The sequence below is a fragment of the Cupriavidus pampae genome (assembly GCF_914271485.1).
Classification (GTDB): Bacteria; Pseudomonadota; Gammaproteobacteria; order Burkholderiales; family Burkholderiaceae; genus Cupriavidus; species Cupriavidus pampae.
Genome location: NZ_CAJZAG010000009.1, coordinates 290,695 through 310,291 on the forward strand (window position 1 = coordinate 290,695; position 19,597 = coordinate 310,291).

Consider the following 19,597-nt stretch of genomic DNA (forward strand, 5'->3'; position numbering starts at 1 on the left):
TTCATGAACTCCACGCTCGCCCTCACTGAAGACCTGATGCGCCGTCGCTCGGTCACGCCCGCCGACGAAGGCTGCCAGGCCGTGCTCGAATCGCGCCTGAACGCGCTCGGCTTTACCTGCGAGGCCATCGTCAGCGGCCCCGACGACTTCCGCGTGACCAACCTGTGGGCGGTCAAGCGTGGCACGCGTGGCACCGAGGGCAAGCTGCTGGCCTTCGCCGGCCATACCGACGTGGTGCCCACCGGCCCGCTCGATCAATGGTCGTCCGACCCGTTCCTGCCCTCGCACCGCGACGGCAAGCTGTACGGCCGCGGCGCCGCCGACATGAAGACGTCGATCGCGGGCTTCGTGGTGGCCGTGGAGGAATTCGTGAAGGCGCATCCCGCGCATGCGGGCTCCATCGCGTTCCTGATCACCAGCGACGAGGAAGGCCCCGCGCACGACGGCACCGTCAAGGTGGTGGAGGCGCTGCGCGCGCGTGGTGAGCGGCTCGATTACTGCGTGGTTGGCGAGCCGACCTCGGTCGATACGCTCGGCGACATGGTCAAGAATGGTCGCCGCGGTTCGCTGTCGGGCAAGCTGACGGTGAAAGGCGTGCAGGGCCATATCGCCTACCCTCACCTAGCGCGCAATCCGATTCACCTGGCCGCGCCCGCGCTGACCGCGCTCGTGGGCGAGACGTGGGATGCCGGCAACGAGTACTTCCCGCCCACCACGTGGCAGATGTCGAATATCCATGGCGGCACCGGCGCGACCAACGTGATTCCGGGCCACGTGACCATCGACTTCAATTTCCGCTTCTCGACGGCCAGCACGCCGGACGGGCTCAAGGCGCGTGTGCATGCGATTCTGGACGCGCACCAGCTCGACTACACACTCGACTGGACGCTGGGCGGCGAACCGTTCCTGACGCCGCGCGGCGAGCTGTCGGCCGCGCTCACGGACGCCATTGCGGCCGAGACCGGCGTGAAGACCGAGCTGTCGACGACCGGCGGTACCTCCGATGGCCGCTTTATTGCCAAGATCTGCCCGCAGGTCATCGAGTTCGGTCCGCCGAACGCGAGCATTCACAAGATCGACGAGCACGTGGAAGTCCGCTTTATCGAGCCGCTCAAGAATGTCTACCGCGGCGTGCTCGAACGTCTGATCGCCTAATCCGTATTTCAATCATGGCCCCTACTGCTTCTCACTCCCCTCTGCGCACTGTGCGCGATCTGCTGCGCTACGCGGTCTCGCGCTTTCACGGGGCGAAGCTCTCGTTCGGCCATGGCAGTGCCAACGCCTACGACGAAGCGGCATACCTCGTGCTGCATACGCTGACGCTGCCGCTGGACACGCTCGATCCGTTCCTGGACGCGCGCCTGCTGCCCGACGAAATCGACGCGGTGCTGGCCGTGATCGAGCGCCGCGTGACCGAGCGTGTGCCGGCCGCGTACATCACGCACGAAGCGTTTATGCATGGTCTGCGCTTCTATGTGGATTCGCGCGTGATCGTGCCGCGCAGCTTCGTCGGCGAACTGCTGCAGGAAGGTCTCGAGCCGTGGGTCGGCGACATCGCGCAGATTGGCCCCGTGCTGGAACTATGCACGGGCTCCGGCTGCCTGCCGATCATCGCGGCGCATGTGTGGCCGCGGGCAAAGATCGATGCGGTGGACCTGTCGCCGGACGCGCTGGCCGTCGCCCGCCGTAACGTGGCGGACTATCGCATGGAGGATCGTATCTCGCTGTACGAGGGCGACCTCTATGACCCGCTGCCGGCAGGCGCCACGTATGACGTGATCCTGACCAATCCGCCGTACGTCAACGAGACGTCGATGCGCGACCTGCCGCCCGAGTACCAGGCCGAGCCGCGCATGGCGCTGGCCGGGGGCGACGATGGCATGGACATCGTGCGTCGGATCATCGCCGGTGCGAAGAAGCGCCTGAACCCCGGTGGCGTGCTCGTAGTCGAGATCGGCAACGAGCATGCGAACGTCGAGGCGGCCTTCCCCGACCTCGAGATCGTGTGGCTGCCGGTCAGTGCCGGTGACGAGCAGGTGTTCCTCGTAACCTACGAAGCGCTGCCCGGCTAGTTTCCACAAACCGCAACAGTGGCAACTCCGCCACGCTTCTTTGTTGCAATTCGCACGTTTGCTTGACGCGCTGACGCGGCGATAGGATCATTCGGCCCTTTGCGAATGGTAATGCGAGTAGTTCGCATTTCTATTTCTGGCCTTTTCTCCTATCGCCCTCGTCATGACCCTCCGTTCTCCTCGCGTTCGTCCCATTGCTGCTCTCGCCCGTACGGTGGTGCTGGCCGGCTTCCCGCTCTGCGGGGCCGCGCTGGCCCAGACCGCACAACCGGCGCCGGAAGCCGCGCTGCCCGCGGTTACCGTGAGCGCGCAACAATCCGTCGACTTCGGGCCGCAGCTCGAGAAGAAGGCCTCGGGCGGTGCGCTCGGTAACCGCACGCAGCTCGACACGCCGTTCTCGACCACCGTCGTAAGTGGTGAAGACCTGGCCGATCGCGCGGTGACCAAGATCGGCGACGTGTTCTTCAACGACGCGTCGGTCACGGACAACAGCAACCCCGGCAATGCGTGGGCGTCGTACACCACCGTGCGCGGTCTGCAGCTCGACTGGCGCAACGCGTACAAGATCAACGGCATGCCGTTTATCGCGTACGGCCTGACCCTGCCCTACGAGCAGCTCGAACAGGTGGAACTGCTCAAGGGCGCGTCGGGCTTTATGTACGGCTTTGGCAATCCGGGCGGCACGGTCAACTACGTGACCAAGAAGCCGACCGACACGTTCACCGCCAGCGTGGACCTCGGCTATCGCTCGTCGCACGTCTGGACCGAGCACGTCGACCTCGGCGGTCGCGCGGGCCCGGACAACATGTTCGGCTACCGCCTGAACCTCACGCACGAGGAAGGCAAGCCCAGCAACGCCGTGGGCCTGAACCGCAATTCCGTGTCGCTGGGCCTGGACGCGCGCATCACGCGTGATCTGACGTGGACCTTCGACGGCATCTATCAGGATCGCAACAGCTGGGGCGGCACGCCGTCGTTCTACGTCGGCGGCATTCCGGCCGGCGGCCAGTTGCCGAGCGTGATCAGCGGCCGTGGCGGCCTGTACGCCGGCCCCGATGCGCATTTCTTCTCGAACCTGCAGGTGTACCAGACCGGCCTGCGCTACAAGCTGGCCGACGACTGGACCGTCAGCACCACGTACAGCTTCAGCAAGCAATCGCGCACGCGTAACGAGTCGACGTTCTTCCTCTCGGGCGCGTCCGGCGACTACACCGACCTGCGTTACGACGGCTCCGAAAGCCAGCAGTTCACGAACTGGACGACAATGGTCGAGGGCAAGTTCCGCACCGGTTTCCTGCGCCATGAACTGGTAGCAGGCCTGAGCTGGCAGGAACAGATCGACCGTTACAGCAGCAACTTCGTCAACACGCCGCTGCCCGGCGGCAACCTGTTCGCACCGTACGTGGGCCAGTACTGGAGCCAGTGGGGCATGGCCAAGTATCGCGCCGGCGATACCACGCAGAAGGCCGCGTTCGTCAGCGACACCGTGCACCTGACCGACAAGTGGTCGGTGCTGGGCGGTCTGCGCGTGACGAACTACGAGCAGAACGGCTACGGCGCGCCGGGCACCGTGGGCGGCGACTCGAACTACACGAAGCATGGCCTGCTGACGCCGACCGCGGCGATCATGTTCAAGCCGATGCCGAGCACGATGCTGTACGCCAGCTACGTCGAGTCGTTCGACGGCGGTGGTGTCGTGTCGTCGTTCTACTCGAACGCCGGTCAGGGCCTGACGCCCGCGAAGAGCCGCCAGTACGAAGTCGGCGCCAAGACAGAGCAAGGCATCTGGAATGCCACGGCCGCGCTGTTCCGCATCGAACAACGCACCGAGTATGGTCGTGACGCGGGTGCCGGCACGCTGCCGGTGTTCGTGCAGGACGGCAAGTCGATCTACCAGGGCGTGGAACTGGCCGCGGGCGCCCGCATCGGTTCGCAGTGGGAAGTCGGCGGCAGCGCAATGTACCTGGACAGCTACTACGATCAGGGACAGTTCAACGTCGGCAACCGTGTGGCGGGCGCGCCCAACTTCATGCTGACCGGCCGTCTGGCCTATCGCGTACCCATCGTGCCGGGCCTGAAGGTTGGCATCGACGGCAAGTACACGGGCAACGTGAAGGCGCGTCCCGAAGGCGACCTGACGCTCGGCGGCTACACGGTACTGAACCTCGGCGCCACGTACAACACGCGCATCGCGGGCAAGGAAGTGACGCTGCGCGCCGCGCTGAGCAACCTGACCAACAAGCGCTACTGGGGCTTCCAGTATGCGAACTACATCCAGCCGGCCGATCCGCGCGCGGTCAGCCTGAGCGCGAAGATTTCATACTGAACCCCGCGCAGGAAAAACAAACGGGCACCCGCAAGGGTGCCCGTTTTGCGTTTCAGCCGTACTTACTGCGGGCCCACCGAGAAAATCGTGCCGTTGGACGACACCTGATAGTAGTCGGCACCGACGCCGACCCAGTGATAGCCCTTCTTGGGCGCGGGAAGATCGTAGTTCTTGGGGTTGTCGATCACATACTGACGATCACGAAACTCCGTCGGCAGACGATCGCCCTTGTTCCATTTCTGCGGGGCATATGGCGATTGCGCGCCCATCGGCGGGGGCGGGGTGCGGCCACTCATGCCGCCCGGAGGGGGCATGGCGCCCGGAGCTGGACGTTGCTGCGACATGCCAGGGCCGCCGGGGCCACCATCGGGACGCATGGGACGCCCATAACCGCCACCGCCCGTCGCTGGCGGCATCGGCGTGGCGGTGGAAGGCATGCCGCCCTGCTGGCCCGGTGCGGGCATCGGGCGTGGGCCCATCGGCGCTGTCTGGCTGGGGTTTTCACCGGGCATCTGATTGACCGGCTGGGCATGGAGCAACGGGGTCGCCAGCACGCCTGCAGCCACGAGGATGGATGGTATTAACAACTTCGTTTTCATCGTGATCTCCTCACTGATGGAACGTGGGCCGCCCGACCGGGCAACCTGACGAAAGGTTAGTCACAAAAGGGTTAGTAGCAAATGCGGGGCCTGCCTCGGAACAGGCGAATTCACGCCATTCTGCGGCGATCGTGCCGCTTTCCGCGCCGGTCCGGTTGTAGTTTTGGGCATGCACTTGTCACTTTGACTTGCTGCACCGCGCCACAAGTCGTCCTTGCGTATCACATAAAGATTTCCTAAAAATTGGTCTGACCGCCTGACCCCTTTACCCTTCTAAGCCGAGTTCATGCCCATCCAGCAGATCGAACCGCGCCGTCTCTATCGTCAGATTGCCGATCAGTTGCGGCGTCTGATCGAGGGGGGAGAATTTCCGGTCGGTCGAAGGTTGCCTGCGGAGCGCGACCTCGCCGTGCAGCTTGGTGTGTCGCGCCCATCGGTGCGCGAGGCCCTGATCGCGCTCGAGGTGGAAGGCTTCGTCGAGGTGCGCATGGGATCCGGTATCTATGTCTGCGCGCCCGATCGCGCGCGCCCGGACAGCGTGATGGCCGAATCCCCGCTCGACGTCATTCGCGCGCGCCAGACCATCGAGGGCGAGATGGCGGCGACCGCCGCGCGCCGTTGCACGCCGGCGCTGCTGGAGGGCCTCGATGCGGCCATCGAGATGATGGTAGAGGAAGCCGCTAGTGGGCAGATCCCGGTACGCGGCGACCGGCTGTTTCACCTGCGCATCAGCGAAACAGCGGAGAACGCCGTGCTCGCGCGACTGGTCGCCGAGTTGTTCGACGAGAGACAGAACCCGCTGTGGGCGCAGTTCGGCAATCACTTCGAGAACGCCCAGAGCTGGCACGCCGCGATTGCCGAGCATCGCGCCGTCGTGACGGCGATTGCCTCGGGCTCGCCCGAGGCCGCGCGCGCGGCGATGTGCGAGCACCTGGAACTGTCGCACCGCCGCTTTTATGCGGCCTGGCCCGGCGCCGCGTCCGACGCGGGCCGCGCGGTCGTGGCTTCGCTCAAGGAGACCTCGTGATGTCGCTACCTACCCTGCCCACTCTCCCGTCCACGACCTCGCTGACCTGCCATATCCATGGCAGCGAGGATCTGCGCTTCACCGAGACCTCGCCACCAGAGCCCGGCCCGCATGAGGTGCTGGTGCGGCTTGGTGCCGCGGGCATCTGCGGCTCGGACCTGCATTACTTCTTCCACGGCAAGGTCGGCGCGTTCGTGATTCGCGAACCGTTGACGCCGGGCCATGAAGCGGCCGGCATCGTCGAACATGTTGGCCGCGCGGTCACGCGCGTCGCGCCCGGCATGAAGGTGGCGATCAATCCTTCGCACGCCTGCGGGCAGTGCGATTACTGCCGCGAGGGTCGCGACAATCTTTGCCGCAATATGCGTTTTCTCGGCAGCGCGAGCGTGTATCCGCACGTGCAGGGCATGTTCCGCCAGCACTTCCTGATGGACGAGCGTCAGCTCACGCCGGTGGACACCGATCTCTCGCTGGGCGAGCTCGCATTTGCCGAACCGCTGTCGGTAGCATTGCACGGCGTCAATCGCGCGGGTCCGCTGCTTGGCAAGACCGTGCTCGTGACCGGTGGCGGCACCATCGGTAGCCTGACCGTGATGGCCGCGCGGCTCGCTGGCGCGGCGCGCATCGTCGTATGCGATATCGCGGATCGGCCGCTCGAGGTCGCGCGCACGGTGGGCGCCGACGACACCATTCGCAGTGACCTCGCTGCGGCGGCCGACCTGCAGGACATCGCCGATATCAGTCTGGAAGCCGCAGGCAGTCCCGGCGCGCTGGCCACGTGCCTGGCCGCGACGCGCCGCGGCGGTCGCATCGTGCAGATCGGTACGCTGCCGGCCGAGGGCCTCCACTTCCCCGCCAATAGCGTGATGGCACGCGAGTTCGACTACGTGGGCGCGTTCCGCTTTGGCCGCGAGTTCGACTGGGCCGTGCAGACGCTCGCGCGTCGTCGGCTCGATGTGCGGCCGCTGCTGTCCGCGCAGTTGCCACTCGCGCGGGCGGTTGAAGCGTTTCACCTCGCGGCCGACAAAGGCCGCAGTACGAAGGTGCAGTTGACTGGCTGATCGTATTGCCTCCCTCTCACAAAAGAGCGGGGATAAAAATAACTTCAGGAGACAATCATGATGCGACATCGTCGGCAGTTCTCGTCGTTCGTGCTAAGGGCCGCGCTGCTCGTCGCCGGCCTCGGTATTGGCATGAGCACACCCTCTTTCGCCCAGACCCCGACCAAGCTCAAGTGGGCGCACGTCTACGAAACCTCGGAACCGTTCCACAAGTGGTCGGTGTGGGCTGCCGAGGAGATCAAGAAGCGCAGTAACGGCAAGTATCAGATCGATGTGTACCCGGCCTCGCAGCTCGGCAAGGAGAACGACATCAATCAGGGTCTGGTGCTGGGTACCGTTGACATCATCATCTCGGGCTCGAGCTTCGCCGCGAAGTCGTTCCCGCGCATCGGCGTGACGTACTACCCGTACACGTTCCGCGATCCCGCGCACCTTGTGGCCTATACCAAGAGCGACATCTACAAGGAGCTGACCAAGGGCTACGAGGAGAAGACCGGCAACCATATCGTCTCCACCACGTATTACGGCACGCGCCAGTCCACCTCGAACAAGCCGTTCTCGCACTGCACCGAGATGAAAGGCCTGAAGATGCGCGTGCCCGACGTGCCCGCGTACCTGGCCATGCCGCGCGCGTGCGGCGTCAACACGTCACCGATCGCGTTCGCCGAGGTGTACCTCGCGCTCCAGAACGGGACCGTGGAGGCGCAGGAGAATCCGCTCGGGACCATCGAGGCGAAGAAGTTCTACGAGGTGCAGAAGTACATCGTGCTGACCGGACATATCGTCGACCACCTGAACACCATCGTGGCCGGTGCGCTATGGAAGAAGCTGCCCGATGCGGACAAGCAGATGTTCAACGACGTGATGCAGCAGGCTGCGGTCAAGGCGACCGAGGACGTGGCCGCGCGCGAGAAGGAACTCGTCGACGTGTTCAAGAAGAAGGGCATCACGGTGACGCCGGTCAGCGTGCCCGAGTATCGCGAAGCAGTGCTGAAGAACGTGAGCTTCGAATCGCAGGGCTATCGCAAGGCTGATTGGGAAAAGATTCAGGCCGTGCAGTAAAGCGACCCTCACCCCTACCCTCTCCCTCAGGGAGAGGGGGCACAACGGAGTCGCCATCATGGCCTTCCACGCTTCCAACGCGGTACGCAAGCCGGCTGACGGGTCGGATAACGAGCGGGATGACAAGCAGACCACCGCGTCCATGCCGCATATGTCCTCGGTGGAGGACATCGTCCACAGTTTCAAGGAAGCCGACGCGCAACCGGTCGATATCTCGGGCCACGGGGTCGAGGACTGGTTCACCGTCGCGCTGTTCTGGATCATGACGATCCTCGTGTTCCTGCAGTTCTTCACGCGCTACGTGATGAACGACTCGCTGTCCTGGACCGAGGAGCTCGCCACTTACTGCCTGATCGGCGTGGTGTTTATCGGCGCCTCGATGTGCATGCGCCGGTGCCGGCATATTCAGGTGGACCTGCTCTATCGCTATCTGCCGCACGGCCCCGCGCGCGTGTTGTCGACACTCGTCGATATCGTGCGCAGCGCGTTCTTCGCGTACGCGGCGTGGCTGGTCTGGCGCTATGTCGGCATCGTCGGTGAAGAGCCGATGACGACGATCGACTGGAACAAGAGCCACGTGTACTGGTTCGCGCTGGCCGGGTTCATCCTGATGTTTGCGCGCTCCTGTCAGGTCAGCTGGGAAAACTGGCGCCGTGGCTACTCGATCCTCGAGCGGCCGCAGGCATTCGAAGCCATCGACGATTGAACCGCGGAGCGCAACCATGTGGATCCTGATCCTGTCTTTCCTCGTGCTGATGCTGGTCGGCATGCCGGTGGCGGTGGCCATGGCGCTGGCGTCGCTGCTCTATATCTGGACCAGCGGTACGGTGCCTGACGTCATTCTTGCCCAGCGCATGATCGCGGGCGTGGAAAGTTTCCCCCTGCTTGCCGTTCCTTTCTTTATTCTTGCCGGCAACCTGATGAACGTGGCCGGCATTACCGGTCGCATCTATAACTTCGCGGTGGCTCTCGTCGGCTGGATGCGCGGCGGGCTTGGCCACGTGAACATCATCGGCTCGGTGATCTTCTCGGGCATGTCGGGCACGGCTATTGCCGATGCGGCCGGGCTCGGCACCATCGAGATCAAGGCCATGAAGGACCATGGCTACGAGACCGAGTTCGCGGTGGGCGTAACGGCGGCTTCGGCCACGCTCGGGCCGATCATCCCGCCGTCGCTGCCGTTCGTGATCTACGGCATGATGGCCAACGTGTCGATCGGCTCGCTGTTCCTCGCCGGCATCATCCCGGGCCTCGTGCTGACGTTGTTCATGATGGCCACGGTCGCGTGGATCGCGCACCGGCGCGGCTGGGGCGGCGATACCGCGTTCTCGTGGAAGCTGCTCGGCACGGCCACGATCGAGATCATGGTGGTGCTCGCGTTTCCGCTGGCCATCTGGCTGATGACCAAGGCCGGCGTTTCGACCAACATGGCCGCGCTATCGGCACTGGTGGTCCTGCTCGCGCTCGACTGGTATTTCGATTTCTCGGCCGTGATGGCGCTGATGGCGCCCGTGATCCTGATCGGCGGCATGACGCTCGGCTGGTTCACCCCGACCGAAGCCGCGGTGGCCGCGGTGATCTGGGCACTGTTCCTCGGCCTCGTGCGCTACCGCTCGATGACGATGCGTGCGCTGACCAAGGCCACGCTCGACACCATCGAGACCACGGCGTCGGTGCTGTTTATCGTCACCGCCGCCTCGATCTTCGCGTGGTTGCTGACCACGAGCCAGGCCGCGCAGGCGCTGTCCGACGCGTTCCTCGGCTTTACGCAGAACAAGTGGCTGTTCCTGCTGCTGGCGAACCTGCTGATTCTGCTGGTCGGCTGCTTTATCGACACCACGGCGGCGATCACGATCCTTGTGCCGATTCTGCTGCCGATCGTGCTCAAGCTCGGCATCGATCCGATCCACTTCGGGCTGGTGATGACGCTGAACCTGATGATCGGGCTGCTGCATCCACCGCTCGGCATGGTGCTGTTCGTGCTGGCGCGGGTGGCCAAGCTGTCCGTGGAGCGCACCACGATGGCGATCCTGCCGTGGCTGGTGCCGCTGTTCCTGACGCTGATCGCCATTACGTACGTGCCGGAGATCACGCTGTGGCTGCCGCAGCTTGTGGGCAGCAAGTAACGACCTTCCCCCTACGGAGTCATCCATGTCTCAACGCCTTGCTGGCAAGCTTGCGCTCGTCACGGCCGCAGGCCAGGGTATCGGCCGCGCTACGGTGGAAGCGTTTTTGCGCGAAGGTGCGCGCGTGATCGCCGCTGATATCAATGCAGAAACGCTCGCCGAACTTGCGCGGCTGCCGCAATGCACCGCGCGCCGGCTCGATGTGACCGATGGCGCGGCTGTCGTCGGGGCGGCGTCGGAGATCGGCGCCGTCGATATCCTGTTCAATGGCGCGGGCTACGTGCATCACGGCAGCATCCTTGACTGCGATGACGACGCGTTCGACTTCTCGATGTCGCTCAACGTCACCGCGATGTACCGCATGATGCGTGCGTTCCTGCCCGCCATGATCGAACGTAGGCGCGGGTCCATCATCAATATGTCGTCGGTAGCGGGCAGCATCAAAGGCGCGCCGAACCGCTTTGTCTACGGCGCGAGCAAGGCTGCCGTCATTGGCATGACCAAGTCGGTGGCGGCTGACTTTATCGGCCTCGGCATCCGCTGCAATGCGATCTGCCCGGGCACCATCGAGTCGCCCTCGCTGCGCCAGCGTATCGACGACCAGTCGCGCCGCAGCGGCGCTTCGCTCGCGAAGGTGGAGGCGGACTTCGTGGCGCGCCAGCCGATGGGGCGTATCGGCACCGCAGCCGAGATTGCAGCGCTTGCGGTGTACCTCGCGGCCGACGAATCCGCATTCACGACCGGGACCGCGCAGATCATCGACGGTGGCTGGTCCAACTAGCGCCATGACCACACCCAACGTAGTCCGCATGCACGACCACGACGATATCGTCATCGCGTGCCGGCAGTTGCTGTCCGGCACCGTGCTCGCCAGCGAGGGCGTGACGGTGCAGGGTCTGATCCCCGCCGGCCATAAAGTGGCCGTACGCGCGATTGCCGCCGGCGCACCCGTACGGCGCTATAACCAGATCATCGGCTTTGCGCGACAGGACATCGCCCCCGGCCAGCATGTGCATACCCACAATCTGGCGATGGGCGACTTCGCGCGCGACCATGCGGCGGGGGCCGATGTACAGGCCACCGAGTACGCGACCGACAAGGCGAGCTTCGACGGCATCGTGCGTGCGGACGGTCGCGTGGCCACGCGCAATTACATCGGCGTGCTGACTTCGGTCAACTGCTCCGCCACGGTCGCGCGCGCGATCGCCGACCATTTCCGCCGCGATATCCATCCGGAAGCGCTGGCGCCCTACCCCAATATTGACGGCGTGGTCGCGCTCACGCACGGCGCGGGCTGCGCCACCGACAGCGACGGCGAGAACCTGCGCGTGCTGCGCCGCACGCTGGCCGGCTATGCGCGCCATCCGAACTTCGCGGCCGTGCTGGTGGTGGGCCTCGGTTGCGAGACCAACCAGATCGACGCACTGCTGGCCGAGCCAGGCCTGGGCGACCTTGCCGCCGGACCGCGCTTTCATAGCTTCAATATCCAGGACACCGGCGGCACCACCAAGACGGTGGCGCGTGGGGTCGGCGTGGTGCAGGCACTGCTCGACGATACCAATCGCATCACGCGCCAGCGCGTGCCCGCGCGGCATCTGATCGTGGGCCTGCAATGCGGCGGGTCCGATGGCTATTCGGGCATTACCGCAAACCCCGCGCTTGGCGCGGCGGTCGATCTGCTCGTGCGCCACGGCGGCACCGCGATCCTGTCGGAGACGCCCGAGATCTACGGCGCCGAGCATCTGCTCACGCGCCGCGCAATCTCGCCAGCCGTGGCCGAGCGCCTGCTCGCGCGTATCCGTTGGTGGGAGGACTATTGCGCGCGCAATGCGGGCAACCTCGACAACAACCCCTCCGCGGGCAACAAGGCTGGTGGGCTGACCACGATCCTCGAGAAATCGCTGGGCGCGGTGGCCAAGAGCGGCACCACCAACCTGGTCGAAGTGTACGAGTTCGCCGAGGCGGTGCGTGCGCAGGGGCTCGTGTTCATGGACACGCCCGGCTATGACCCGGTATCCGCCACGGGCCAGGTGGCTGGCGGCGCGAACCTGATCTGCTTCACCACCGGGCGAGGCTCGGCTTATGGGTGCGCGCCCTCGCCCTCGCTCAAGCTGTCGACGAACAACGCGTTGTTTGCGCGGCAGGCCGAGGATATCGATATCAACTGCGGCGACATCCTCGATGGCGCCAGCACGGTCGCACAGAAAGGCGAGGCGATTTTCCGGCTGATGCTCGAGACCGCATCCGGCCGCAAGACGCGCAGCGAAGAGCATGGCTATGGCCAGAACGAGTTCGTACCGTGGGCGCTCGGCGCCGTGATGTAAACCACAGGAGACAGGATGAAGATCACCCGCGCGCGCGTCATCGTCTGCAGTCCGGGGCGCAATTTCGTCACGCTCAAGATCGAGACCGACGAGGGTATCGACGGTATCGGCGACGCCACGTTGAATGGGCGCGAGCTGGCGGTGGTGGCCTACCTCGAGGAACACGTGATCCCATGCCTGATCGGCCGCGACGCGCATCAGATCGAGGACATCTGGCAATACCTGTATCGCGGCGCGTACTGGCGGCGCGGGCCCGTGACGATGACCGCGATTGCCGCGGTCGACACGGCGCTATGGGATATCAAGGCCAAGGCGGCCGGACTGCCGCTATATCAACTGCTTGGCGGCAAGAGCCGCACCGGCGTGATGGTGTACGGCCACGCCAATGGCAGCGATATCGCGTCCACCGTGGACGAGGTGCTGCGCTACAAGGAGATGGGCTATCGCGCGATTCGCGCGCAGTCGGGCGTGCCCGGACTCAACAAGGTGTACGGCGTCTCGCGCGACCGCATGTTCTACGAGCCGGCCGATGCCAACCTGCCGTCGGAACACGACTGGAGCACCGAGCGCTACCTCGACCATACGCCGAAGCTGTTCGAGGCCGTGCGCGAAGCGGTGGGCTGGGACACGCATCTGCTGCACGATGTGCATCATCGCCTGACGCCGATCGAGGCTGGCCGGCTTGGCAAGTCGCTCGAACCGTATCGCCTGTTCTGGATGGAGGACGCCACGCCGGCCGAGGATCAGGAGGCGTTTCGTCTGATCCGGCAGCATACAGTGACGCCGCTCGCGGTGGGCGAGATCTTCAGCAGCATCTGGGACTGCAAGACGCTGATCGAGGCGCAGCTGATCGACTATATCCGCGCGACCGTCGTGCACGCGGGCGGCATCACGCATCTGCGGCGCATTGCCGATCTCGCGGCGATGCATCAGGTGCGTACCGGTTGCCACGGCGCCACCGATCTGTCGCCGGTCTGCATGGGCGCGGCATTGCATTTCGATCTGTGGGTGCCGAACTTCGGGGTGCAGGAGTACATGCGGCATAGCGATGAGACCGATGCGGTGTTCCCGCACGCATACACGTTCGCGGACGGCATGATGTATCCGGGCGATGTGCCGGGCCATGGCGTGACGATCGACGAGGCGCTGGCCGCGAAGTATCCGTACCAGCGGGCGTATCTGCCGGTGAACCGGCTGGCGCACGACGGCACGCTGTGGCACTGGTGAGCGCGCATGGAACGACTAAGTCCGAATCAATTGGAAGCGCTGCGCGTGCAGCGGCCGCGCTATCGCCGCGACTTGCTGCGCGGCGGCATTGTGCATCTGGGCATCGGCGCCTTTCACCGCGCGCATCAGGCTGTGGTGACAGAGGATGCGCTCGAAGCCGATCCTGATGATCTGCGCTGGGGTATCTGCGGCGTGTCGCTACGCCGACCGGACACGCGCGATGCGCTGATGCCGCAGGCCGGGCTTTACACACTGGCCGTGCGCGATGGCGATGGCACGTCGCATCGTGTCATCGGCGCGGTGATCGATGTGCTGGTGGCCGCGGAAGATCCCGAGGCGGTCATTGCACGCATCGCGCACCCCGACACGCGCATTGTCAGCCTGACCATTACCGAGAAAGGCTACTGCCACCATCCCGCCACCGGCGCGCTCAATCTGCACGATGCGGACATCGCCCGCGATCTTATCGGTGACGAGGCCCCGCGCACCGCGCTCGGCTATCTCGCGTTGGGGCTCCAGCGTCGCCAGCAACGCGGCCTCGAGCCGGTCACACTGCTCTCGTGCGACAACCTTGCCAGCAATGGCGATACGCTGCGCGGCGTGCTGTTGACCTATGCGATGCTTGTTGATCCCGCCCTGCGCGACTGGATCGACGCGCACTGCACGTTCCCCAACAGCATGGTCGATCGCATCGTGCCGAAGACGACCGATAGCGACATCGCGCGGATCTCGGCCGCATTGGGCCTCCACGACGCCTGGCCCGTGGTCGGCGAGCCGTTCCTGCAATGGGTCATCGAAGACCGCTTTGCGGCAGGACGCCCGCGCTGGGAGGCCGGTGGCGCGCACCCCGGCGTCCAGTTCGTGGACCACGCGCAGCCGTTCGAGCGGCTCAAGCACCGGCTCGTCAACGGCAGCCAGTCGATGATGGCGTACTTCGGCGTGATGGCGGGCTGGCCCACCACCGACCGCGTGATCGCCCAGCCTGGCATGCGCGACTTTATCAACGATGCGATGCGCCACGAGCTGCAGCCGACGCTGCCCCCGTTGCCAGGGCTCGATGTCGATGCGTATCGCGAAAGCCTGCTGCCACGCTTCGAGAACCCCGCGCTTGGGCATCGCACGCGGCAGATTGCCATGGACGGCTCGCAGAAGATCCCGCAGCGGCTGCTGGCACCAATCGCCGAACGTCTCGCGCGCGGCGAACCGTTCGATCGCCTCGCGCTCGGCGTGGCCGCGTGGATCCACTTCCTGCGCGGCTACGATGAACATGGCGAGGCCTATCCGATCGAAGACCCGATGGCGGATGCACTGCGCCCACTCGCGGGGGATGTACGTGCGATCACCGCTTTCACGCCGGTATTCGGCGAGCTGGGTGCGTCGACGGCATTCGTCGATGCCGTGGGGCGGCAGCTGGAACGATTGCGCGAACGCGGCACGCTCGCGACCCTCGGCGTGTTTCATCGTTGAAACATCGCGACAAAGATTTCAATATTCCGCAACCCAGCCCTGCGTAAATTTGAAATTGAACGCCCATGGCACGCCGCCTAGTATGGGTGGGTGCCGCCGCGCGCGTTCGCGAAAGCGGCTCGTCGAGCCAGCCCCGCCCCTTGCGCACGCACGCCCGAGACCTGCGGCGCGACGGCGGACACCTGCCACAGTTCATCCTCCACGATCTCCGGATGTCGCGCGAATGTGAGGTGCGGTATGCGTGTCGTGCTTTACCAGGAGGACGCCTCGCGGCTGCGACAGTCGCTGTGCCAGCACGGTCTGCCCGAGTCTGTTGACTTGTCCGGCAATGGCGAGGGCCTGCTGGTGGTGATTGCGCGCGCGCACGACAGGCGCGTGGCGGCAGCGGCCGAGCAATGGCTGCGACGTCAGCCTCTGCCCGATGCGTTTATTGCCGCATGTACGCCCGCCACACGCGCGCATTGCCAGCCAGAGCCGTGGTGGCCGGCCAGCATCTGCGATCTGGTCACCGCCGACGATGACGAAGGCGTGCTGCGCGAACTGGCACTGCGACTCGCGCGACTGGCGGAACTGGAAACCATCCTCTCGTCGGACTGGTTGCACAAACGCGCGGTGGGCCGGTCCGTCGCCTGGCGCAGAACGCTGCGCGCGGTTGCCGAGGTCGGGCGCTTTGGTCACGGTGCCTGCCTGCTGCTGGGGGAAAGCGGCTGTGGCAAGGAACTGCTCGCACGACTGATCCATGACCTCGATCCATTGCGGCGGCGCGGCCCATTCATCGTGGTCGATTGCACGACGCTGAGCCCCGAGTTGTCCGGCAGCGAACTGTTCGGCCACGCCAAGGGCGCGTTCACACACGCGGTCAGCGCGCGCGATGGCGCGGTGGCGCTGGCCGATGGCGGCACGCTGTTCCTCGACGAGATCGGTGAGCTCGACCTGCCCCTGCAGGCGCGCCTGCTACGCGTGATTCAGGAGCGCACCTACAAGCGTGTGGGCGAGGACAACTGGCGCAAATCGGATTTCCGGCTGACTTGTGCCACCAATCGCCACCTCGATGCCGAGGTGCAGGCGGGGCGTTTTCGCAGCGACCTGTTCTTCCGTATCACGCAGTGGACGATTCGCGCGCCGGCGCTGGCCGAACGGCGCGACGACATTCCGCACCTCGTCGAACACTTCCTGGCCCAGCATGCCGAAACACCGCCGCGCGTCATGCCGGAGGTGATGCAGCAACTCGTCACGCGCGACTATCCCGGCAATGTCCGCGAGCTGCGCCATCTGGTGCTGCGTATGGCCGATCGCCAGCAGGGATTTCGCGTCCTGAGCACGGGCTGCCTCGACCTGCCGCTCCATGTCGCGGCGTCGGCGGTCGTGAGCGATGGGTGGGAGAACGCGTTGGCCGATGCGGTCGAGGGCGCGCTCGATGCGGGGCTCGGGCTCAAGAGCATCGGCCAGATTGCCGAATCGATCGCGGTGCAGGTGGCGGAACGCCGCGCGGGATCCACCAGCCGCGCGGCGGAACTGCTGCGCGTGACGCCGCGTGCGTTGCAGTTGCGCAGGCAGGGGCGGCCCGCTGAAGGGTGCCCATAGCGTCAGCGCCGCAACCTGATCACCGCAACATCAGCGCCGCAACCTCAGCGCCGCAACCATTGCGCGCGTCCGATCAGCCGCATGGCATTGCCACCCGCGATCTTCTCGAACGCTTCCGGTGAAGGCCGCAGGGCGCGGATCTTGGCCAGCTCCAGCCCTGGATGCAGCCATGGCCCGTCGGAACCGAACAGCAGCTTTCCGGGCCCCGCGCGCGCCAACGCTTCTTCCAGCAGGTCGAAACGCCGCACGCCGGCGGTATCGGCAAACAGGTTGGGATGACGCACGATCAGGTCGATGACCTGACGCTGAGCGGACCAGTCATCGGCGAAGCTGCCCAGATGAGCGAACACGAAGGCCACGTCGGGATGCGTTTCAGCCAGCAGCGAGAGCGCGCCCGTTTCGCCGCCGGGGTCATACAGCACAGGCAGCTTCCACCGGCGCGCGGCATCGCACACCTCGCGATGAATCCGCGCGTCATGGCGATGGACCTTGATGCCACGCAGGCCGAGCCGCAGGACCGCCTCTTCGATCATCGCGTGCACGCGCGCGCGATCGCGCTCGGCATGCACCATGGCAAAGCCGATCCAGCGGCGCGGATCGGCACGCACCAACGCGGCCACATCACGATTGCCCCGCGCGTAGTCGGACTGGAACACAGGCAGCAGCACCGAACGCGCGATGCCGGCCTCGCTCGCGCGGCGCGCATAGGCGGCCAGCGGGGCGGTGGTATCCCAGGGGCCGGTCATGCCATCGCCCTGGCCCGCGTGGACGTGAAAGTCGAGAATCATTCGAGCCACTCGAATTCGAGTGTCTGGCTGGCCTTCATGTCCAGCAGGTTGCTGCCCTTCAGGTAACTCGCGCGCTTCAGAAACTGCTCGGGAATCACGTTCTCGATTCTCAGGCCACCTTTCCCTGCCTTCAGTACCGTGTTCCTGAGCGCCACGTTGTTCAGGGACTCTTTGAGCAAGCGGATAATCGCGTGCTCGACCGCTGGCAGGTCCTCCACACGCGTGACCCTGGCAACCCAGACACTGATCGCGGCGGAACGATGGTGTACCGCCGCGCACCAGCGATGGGCTTTCATTCGGGTCTCCAGCGTTTTCGAGAGCCCCACGTACTTCGGCACCAGGCCGTTGGCGAGAATATAGACACCGGGACCGGACGCGTTGACCGGGTCCCTCGTGGCCGCCGCGAGGGAATCGAATTTGTGCCAGCGCAGTTTTGTCACGCGGCCAGACCGCTCGATCTCGTCTTCCAGCTCCGGCGCAAACCCCTCATACACATGTCCGCCTTGCCATGGCGCCGTCAGGCTGAGCCCGACGAGTTCCATTCCCCCCTGCCGTTGCCGCGCCAGCAGGCACGCCTTGCAGCACGCCCCCGCACTCTCGAACCTTGCGGTGCCGAGACGGTGCTGCGTGCTCACGCGTCGCGCACGGCCGATGATCAGGCGCAGGTCATGCACCAGCGCCTGCGGCGGCGTGCCCGGTGGATAGCGGCGCATCTCGGCCACCAGTCGCATCAGCCGGCGCATGCGCCACGGCGCAAGCTCCAGCGTGTCTCCATCTGCAGTCTTAAACATGCTGGGGTTCCTCCGTCAGAGACAGCCTTGTGGCCAGCCGCCCGGCATCGGGCAACCGTGGCGCGAGGTGACACATCGCGGACAGCAATGCGTCGATGTCCGCGCGACAGTGGTTGGCACGCACGATGACCGCCAACGCGTGACGACCTTCGTGCTCGCGCAGCAGCGCGGTGCGGAAGCCCGCCGCGCGCAGTCCGGCGTGCAACGCCATGGTTCGTGCCGCCGTATCGAGCCGCACATGCTGTAGCGGATGATCGTGCGCCGACGTGTGCAGATCGGGCAGACAGGTGCGGGCCAGCATGCGCAGGCCCGCGCGCAGCCGACGCAATCGCTGCCACAAGCGCATGCGCAACCCCGCGCCAGACCGCGCATTGATGGTGAGCGCAAGCAACCCTGCACGCAATGCGGCCTCGCTGGTGGTGCTGCTGTGCGTCTGCGTGGGGCCATCGCGGGCAATGCCCTCCACCAGCGCGGCTGGCCCGCACAGCGTGGCCAGTGGCGCGCCGAAAGCCTTGGCCCACGAGGCCACGAGCAACACCGGCGCGGTCGGCGCACCGCCCGCGTGCCGCAGCACGCCTCCGCCACCGATGCCCCATGGCCGCTGCGGCGAGGGTGCGGTACCCATCAGGCCGAGCATCTGGCTGTGGTCGATCACGATCAATCCTCCATGGCGACTCACCAGACTCAGGTACTGCGCGAGCGGCACGGGCACCCCATCGCGCAGCGTGGCATCCGCAATCACTGCGGGTGGACGCCCACGACGGCGCTGGCGAAGCCTCCGCACCAGGTCGGCGAGATCGCCATGGCGGAACCATGCCACCGGCACGCCCAGCCCCCGCGCGCGCTCGATGCCCCAGCGCAATACGGGATACAGCGCCTCGTCGGCAATCAGCGTATGCGTGCGACCGAGGTAATCGAACACATCGATCGCCAGATGCAGCGTGGACGGCGCCACCATGCCAGCCTCGCAGCCCTGCAAGGCCGCGGCATCGGCCGCCAGTCGCCGGATCAGCGGCCCCGCCATGAGCGACGCCGGATGTCCCGTGGTCAGTGCCGCGTAGCCGCCCAACTGCGCGGCGGGATGCTGCAGGCCCAGGTAAAGGGCCGAGGCAAAGTCGATCATGATGCCGCCCCAACGCCGTC

17 protein-coding genes are annotated in these 19,597 nt (G+C 65.6%); 13 read left to right on the plus strand and 4 right to left on the minus strand.

Going from position 1 to position 19,597, the window contains the following annotated elements:
* The first annotated feature begins 3 nt into the window (after nt 1-3).
* The 3 genes from dapE to LDO41_RS23530 all read left to right on the plus strand — a co-directional run bounded on the left by dapE (nt 4) and on the right by LDO41_RS23530 (nt 4,398).
* Entirely contained in the window at nt 4-1,155 is a 1,152-nt protein-coding gene (gene dapE / locus LDO41_RS23520; RefSeq protein ID WP_223992615.1) for a succinyl-diaminopimelate desuccinylase, read from the plus strand.
* 14 nt (nt 1,156-1,169) lie between these two features.
* Nucleotides 1,170-2,072: a 50S ribosomal protein L3 N(5)-glutamine methyltransferase gene (prmB, locus tag LDO41_RS23525; protein WP_223992617.1), complete on the plus strand. Its 903-nt coding sequence runs from the start codon at nt 1,170-1,172 to the stop codon at nt 2,070-2,072.
* A gap of 163 nt (nt 2,073-2,235) precedes the next feature.
* Complete coding sequence (locus LDO41_RS23530) at nt 2,236-4,398, plus strand: TonB-dependent siderophore receptor (protein WP_223992618.1); 2,163 nt, start codon at nt 2,236-2,238, stop codon at nt 4,396-4,398.
* Nucleotides 4,399-4,460: 62 nt separating this feature from the next.
* Here LDO41_RS23530 and LDO41_RS34380 read toward each other — a convergent pair whose 3' ends face one another.
* Nucleotides 4,461-4,997 (minus strand): RcnB family protein, encoded by a 537-nt coding sequence (locus LDO41_RS34380; RefSeq protein WP_377742368.1) that lies wholly within the window; start codon nt 4,995-4,997, stop codon nt 4,461-4,463.
* A gap of 286 nt (nt 4,998-5,283) precedes the next feature.
* Here LDO41_RS34380 and LDO41_RS23540 point away from each other — a divergent pair, with 286 nt between their 5' ends.
* From LDO41_RS23540 to LDO41_RS23585, 10 genes are all read left to right on the plus strand, one after another.
* Nucleotides 5,284-6,024: a FadR/GntR family transcriptional regulator gene (locus tag LDO41_RS23540; RefSeq protein ID WP_223992619.1), complete on the plus strand. Its 741-nt coding sequence runs from the start codon at nt 5,284-5,286 to the stop codon at nt 6,022-6,024.
* The gene (locus tag LDO41_RS23545; RefSeq protein ID WP_223992620.1) at nt 6,024-7,085 is read left to right on the plus strand and encodes an L-idonate 5-dehydrogenase; all 1,062 of its coding nucleotides are present in this window, start codon (nt 6,024-6,026) and stop codon (nt 7,083-7,085) included. The genes LDO41_RS23540 and LDO41_RS23545 overlap by 1 nt, the downstream gene beginning before the upstream one ends.
* 57 nt (nt 7,086-7,142) lie before the next feature.
* A complete protein-coding gene (locus LDO41_RS23550) occupies nt 7,143-8,147 on the plus strand; it encodes a sialic acid TRAP transporter substrate-binding protein SiaP (protein ID WP_377742362.1) in 1,005 nt (334 codons plus the stop codon).
* Nucleotides 8,148-8,205: 58 nt separating this feature from the next.
* Nucleotides 8,206-8,853: a TRAP transporter small permease gene (locus LDO41_RS23555; RefSeq protein WP_318036300.1), complete on the plus strand. Its 648-nt coding sequence runs from the start codon at nt 8,206-8,208 to the stop codon at nt 8,851-8,853.
* A 16-nt stretch (nt 8,854-8,869) separates the two neighbouring features.
* Complete coding sequence (locus LDO41_RS23560; protein ID WP_223992621.1) at nt 8,870-10,273, plus strand: TRAP transporter large permease; 1,404 nt, start codon at nt 8,870-8,872, stop codon at nt 10,271-10,273.
* Between the two features lie 25 nt (nt 10,274-10,298).
* A complete protein-coding gene (locus LDO41_RS23565; RefSeq protein ID WP_223992622.1) occupies nt 10,299-11,054 on the plus strand; it encodes an SDR family oxidoreductase in 756 nt (251 codons plus the stop codon).
* Between the two features lie 4 nt (nt 11,055-11,058).
* Complete coding sequence (locus LDO41_RS23570; RefSeq protein WP_223992623.1) at nt 11,059-12,597, plus strand: UxaA family hydrolase; 1,539 nt, start codon at nt 11,059-11,061, stop codon at nt 12,595-12,597.
* Nucleotides 12,598-12,612: 15 nt separating this feature from the next.
* Entirely contained in the window at nt 12,613-13,824 is a 1,212-nt protein-coding gene (manD, locus tag LDO41_RS23575; protein ID WP_223992624.1) for a D-mannonate dehydratase ManD, read from the plus strand.
* Between the two features lie 6 nt (nt 13,825-13,830).
* On the plus strand, nt 13,831-15,291 hold the full coding sequence (locus LDO41_RS23580; protein ID WP_223992625.1) for a mannitol dehydrogenase family protein: 1,461 nt from the start codon (nt 13,831-13,833) through the stop codon (nt 15,289-15,291).
* 237 nt (nt 15,292-15,528) lie between these two features.
* Entirely contained in the window at nt 15,529-16,875 is a 1,347-nt protein-coding gene (locus LDO41_RS23585) for a sigma 54-interacting transcriptional regulator (RefSeq protein ID WP_223992633.1), read from the plus strand.
* Between the two features lie 44 nt (nt 16,876-16,919).
* On the opposite strand, the gene LDO41_RS23590 is transcribed toward LDO41_RS23585, so the two are convergent.
* From LDO41_RS23590 to LDO41_RS23600, 3 genes are read right to left on the minus strand one after another with little or no spacing between them, the layout of a single operon-like run.
* On the minus strand, nt 16,920-17,663 hold the full coding sequence (locus LDO41_RS23590; protein ID WP_223992637.1) for an amidohydrolase family protein: 744 nt from the start codon (nt 17,661-17,663) through the stop codon (nt 16,920-16,922).
* Nucleotides 17,660-18,454, minus strand: a complete 795-nt coding sequence (locus tag LDO41_RS23595; RefSeq protein ID WP_223992639.1) for a GIY-YIG nuclease family protein — start codon at nt 18,452-18,454, stop codon at nt 17,660-17,662. The genes LDO41_RS23590 and LDO41_RS23595 overlap by 4 nt, the downstream gene beginning before the upstream one ends.
* Nucleotides 18,447-19,577: an aminotransferase class I/II-fold pyridoxal phosphate-dependent enzyme gene (locus LDO41_RS23600; protein WP_223992642.1), complete on the minus strand. Its 1,131-nt coding sequence runs from the start codon at nt 19,575-19,577 to the stop codon at nt 18,447-18,449. The genes LDO41_RS23595 and LDO41_RS23600 overlap by 8 nt, the downstream gene beginning before the upstream one ends.
* Nucleotides 19,578-19,597: the final 20 nt, after the last annotated feature.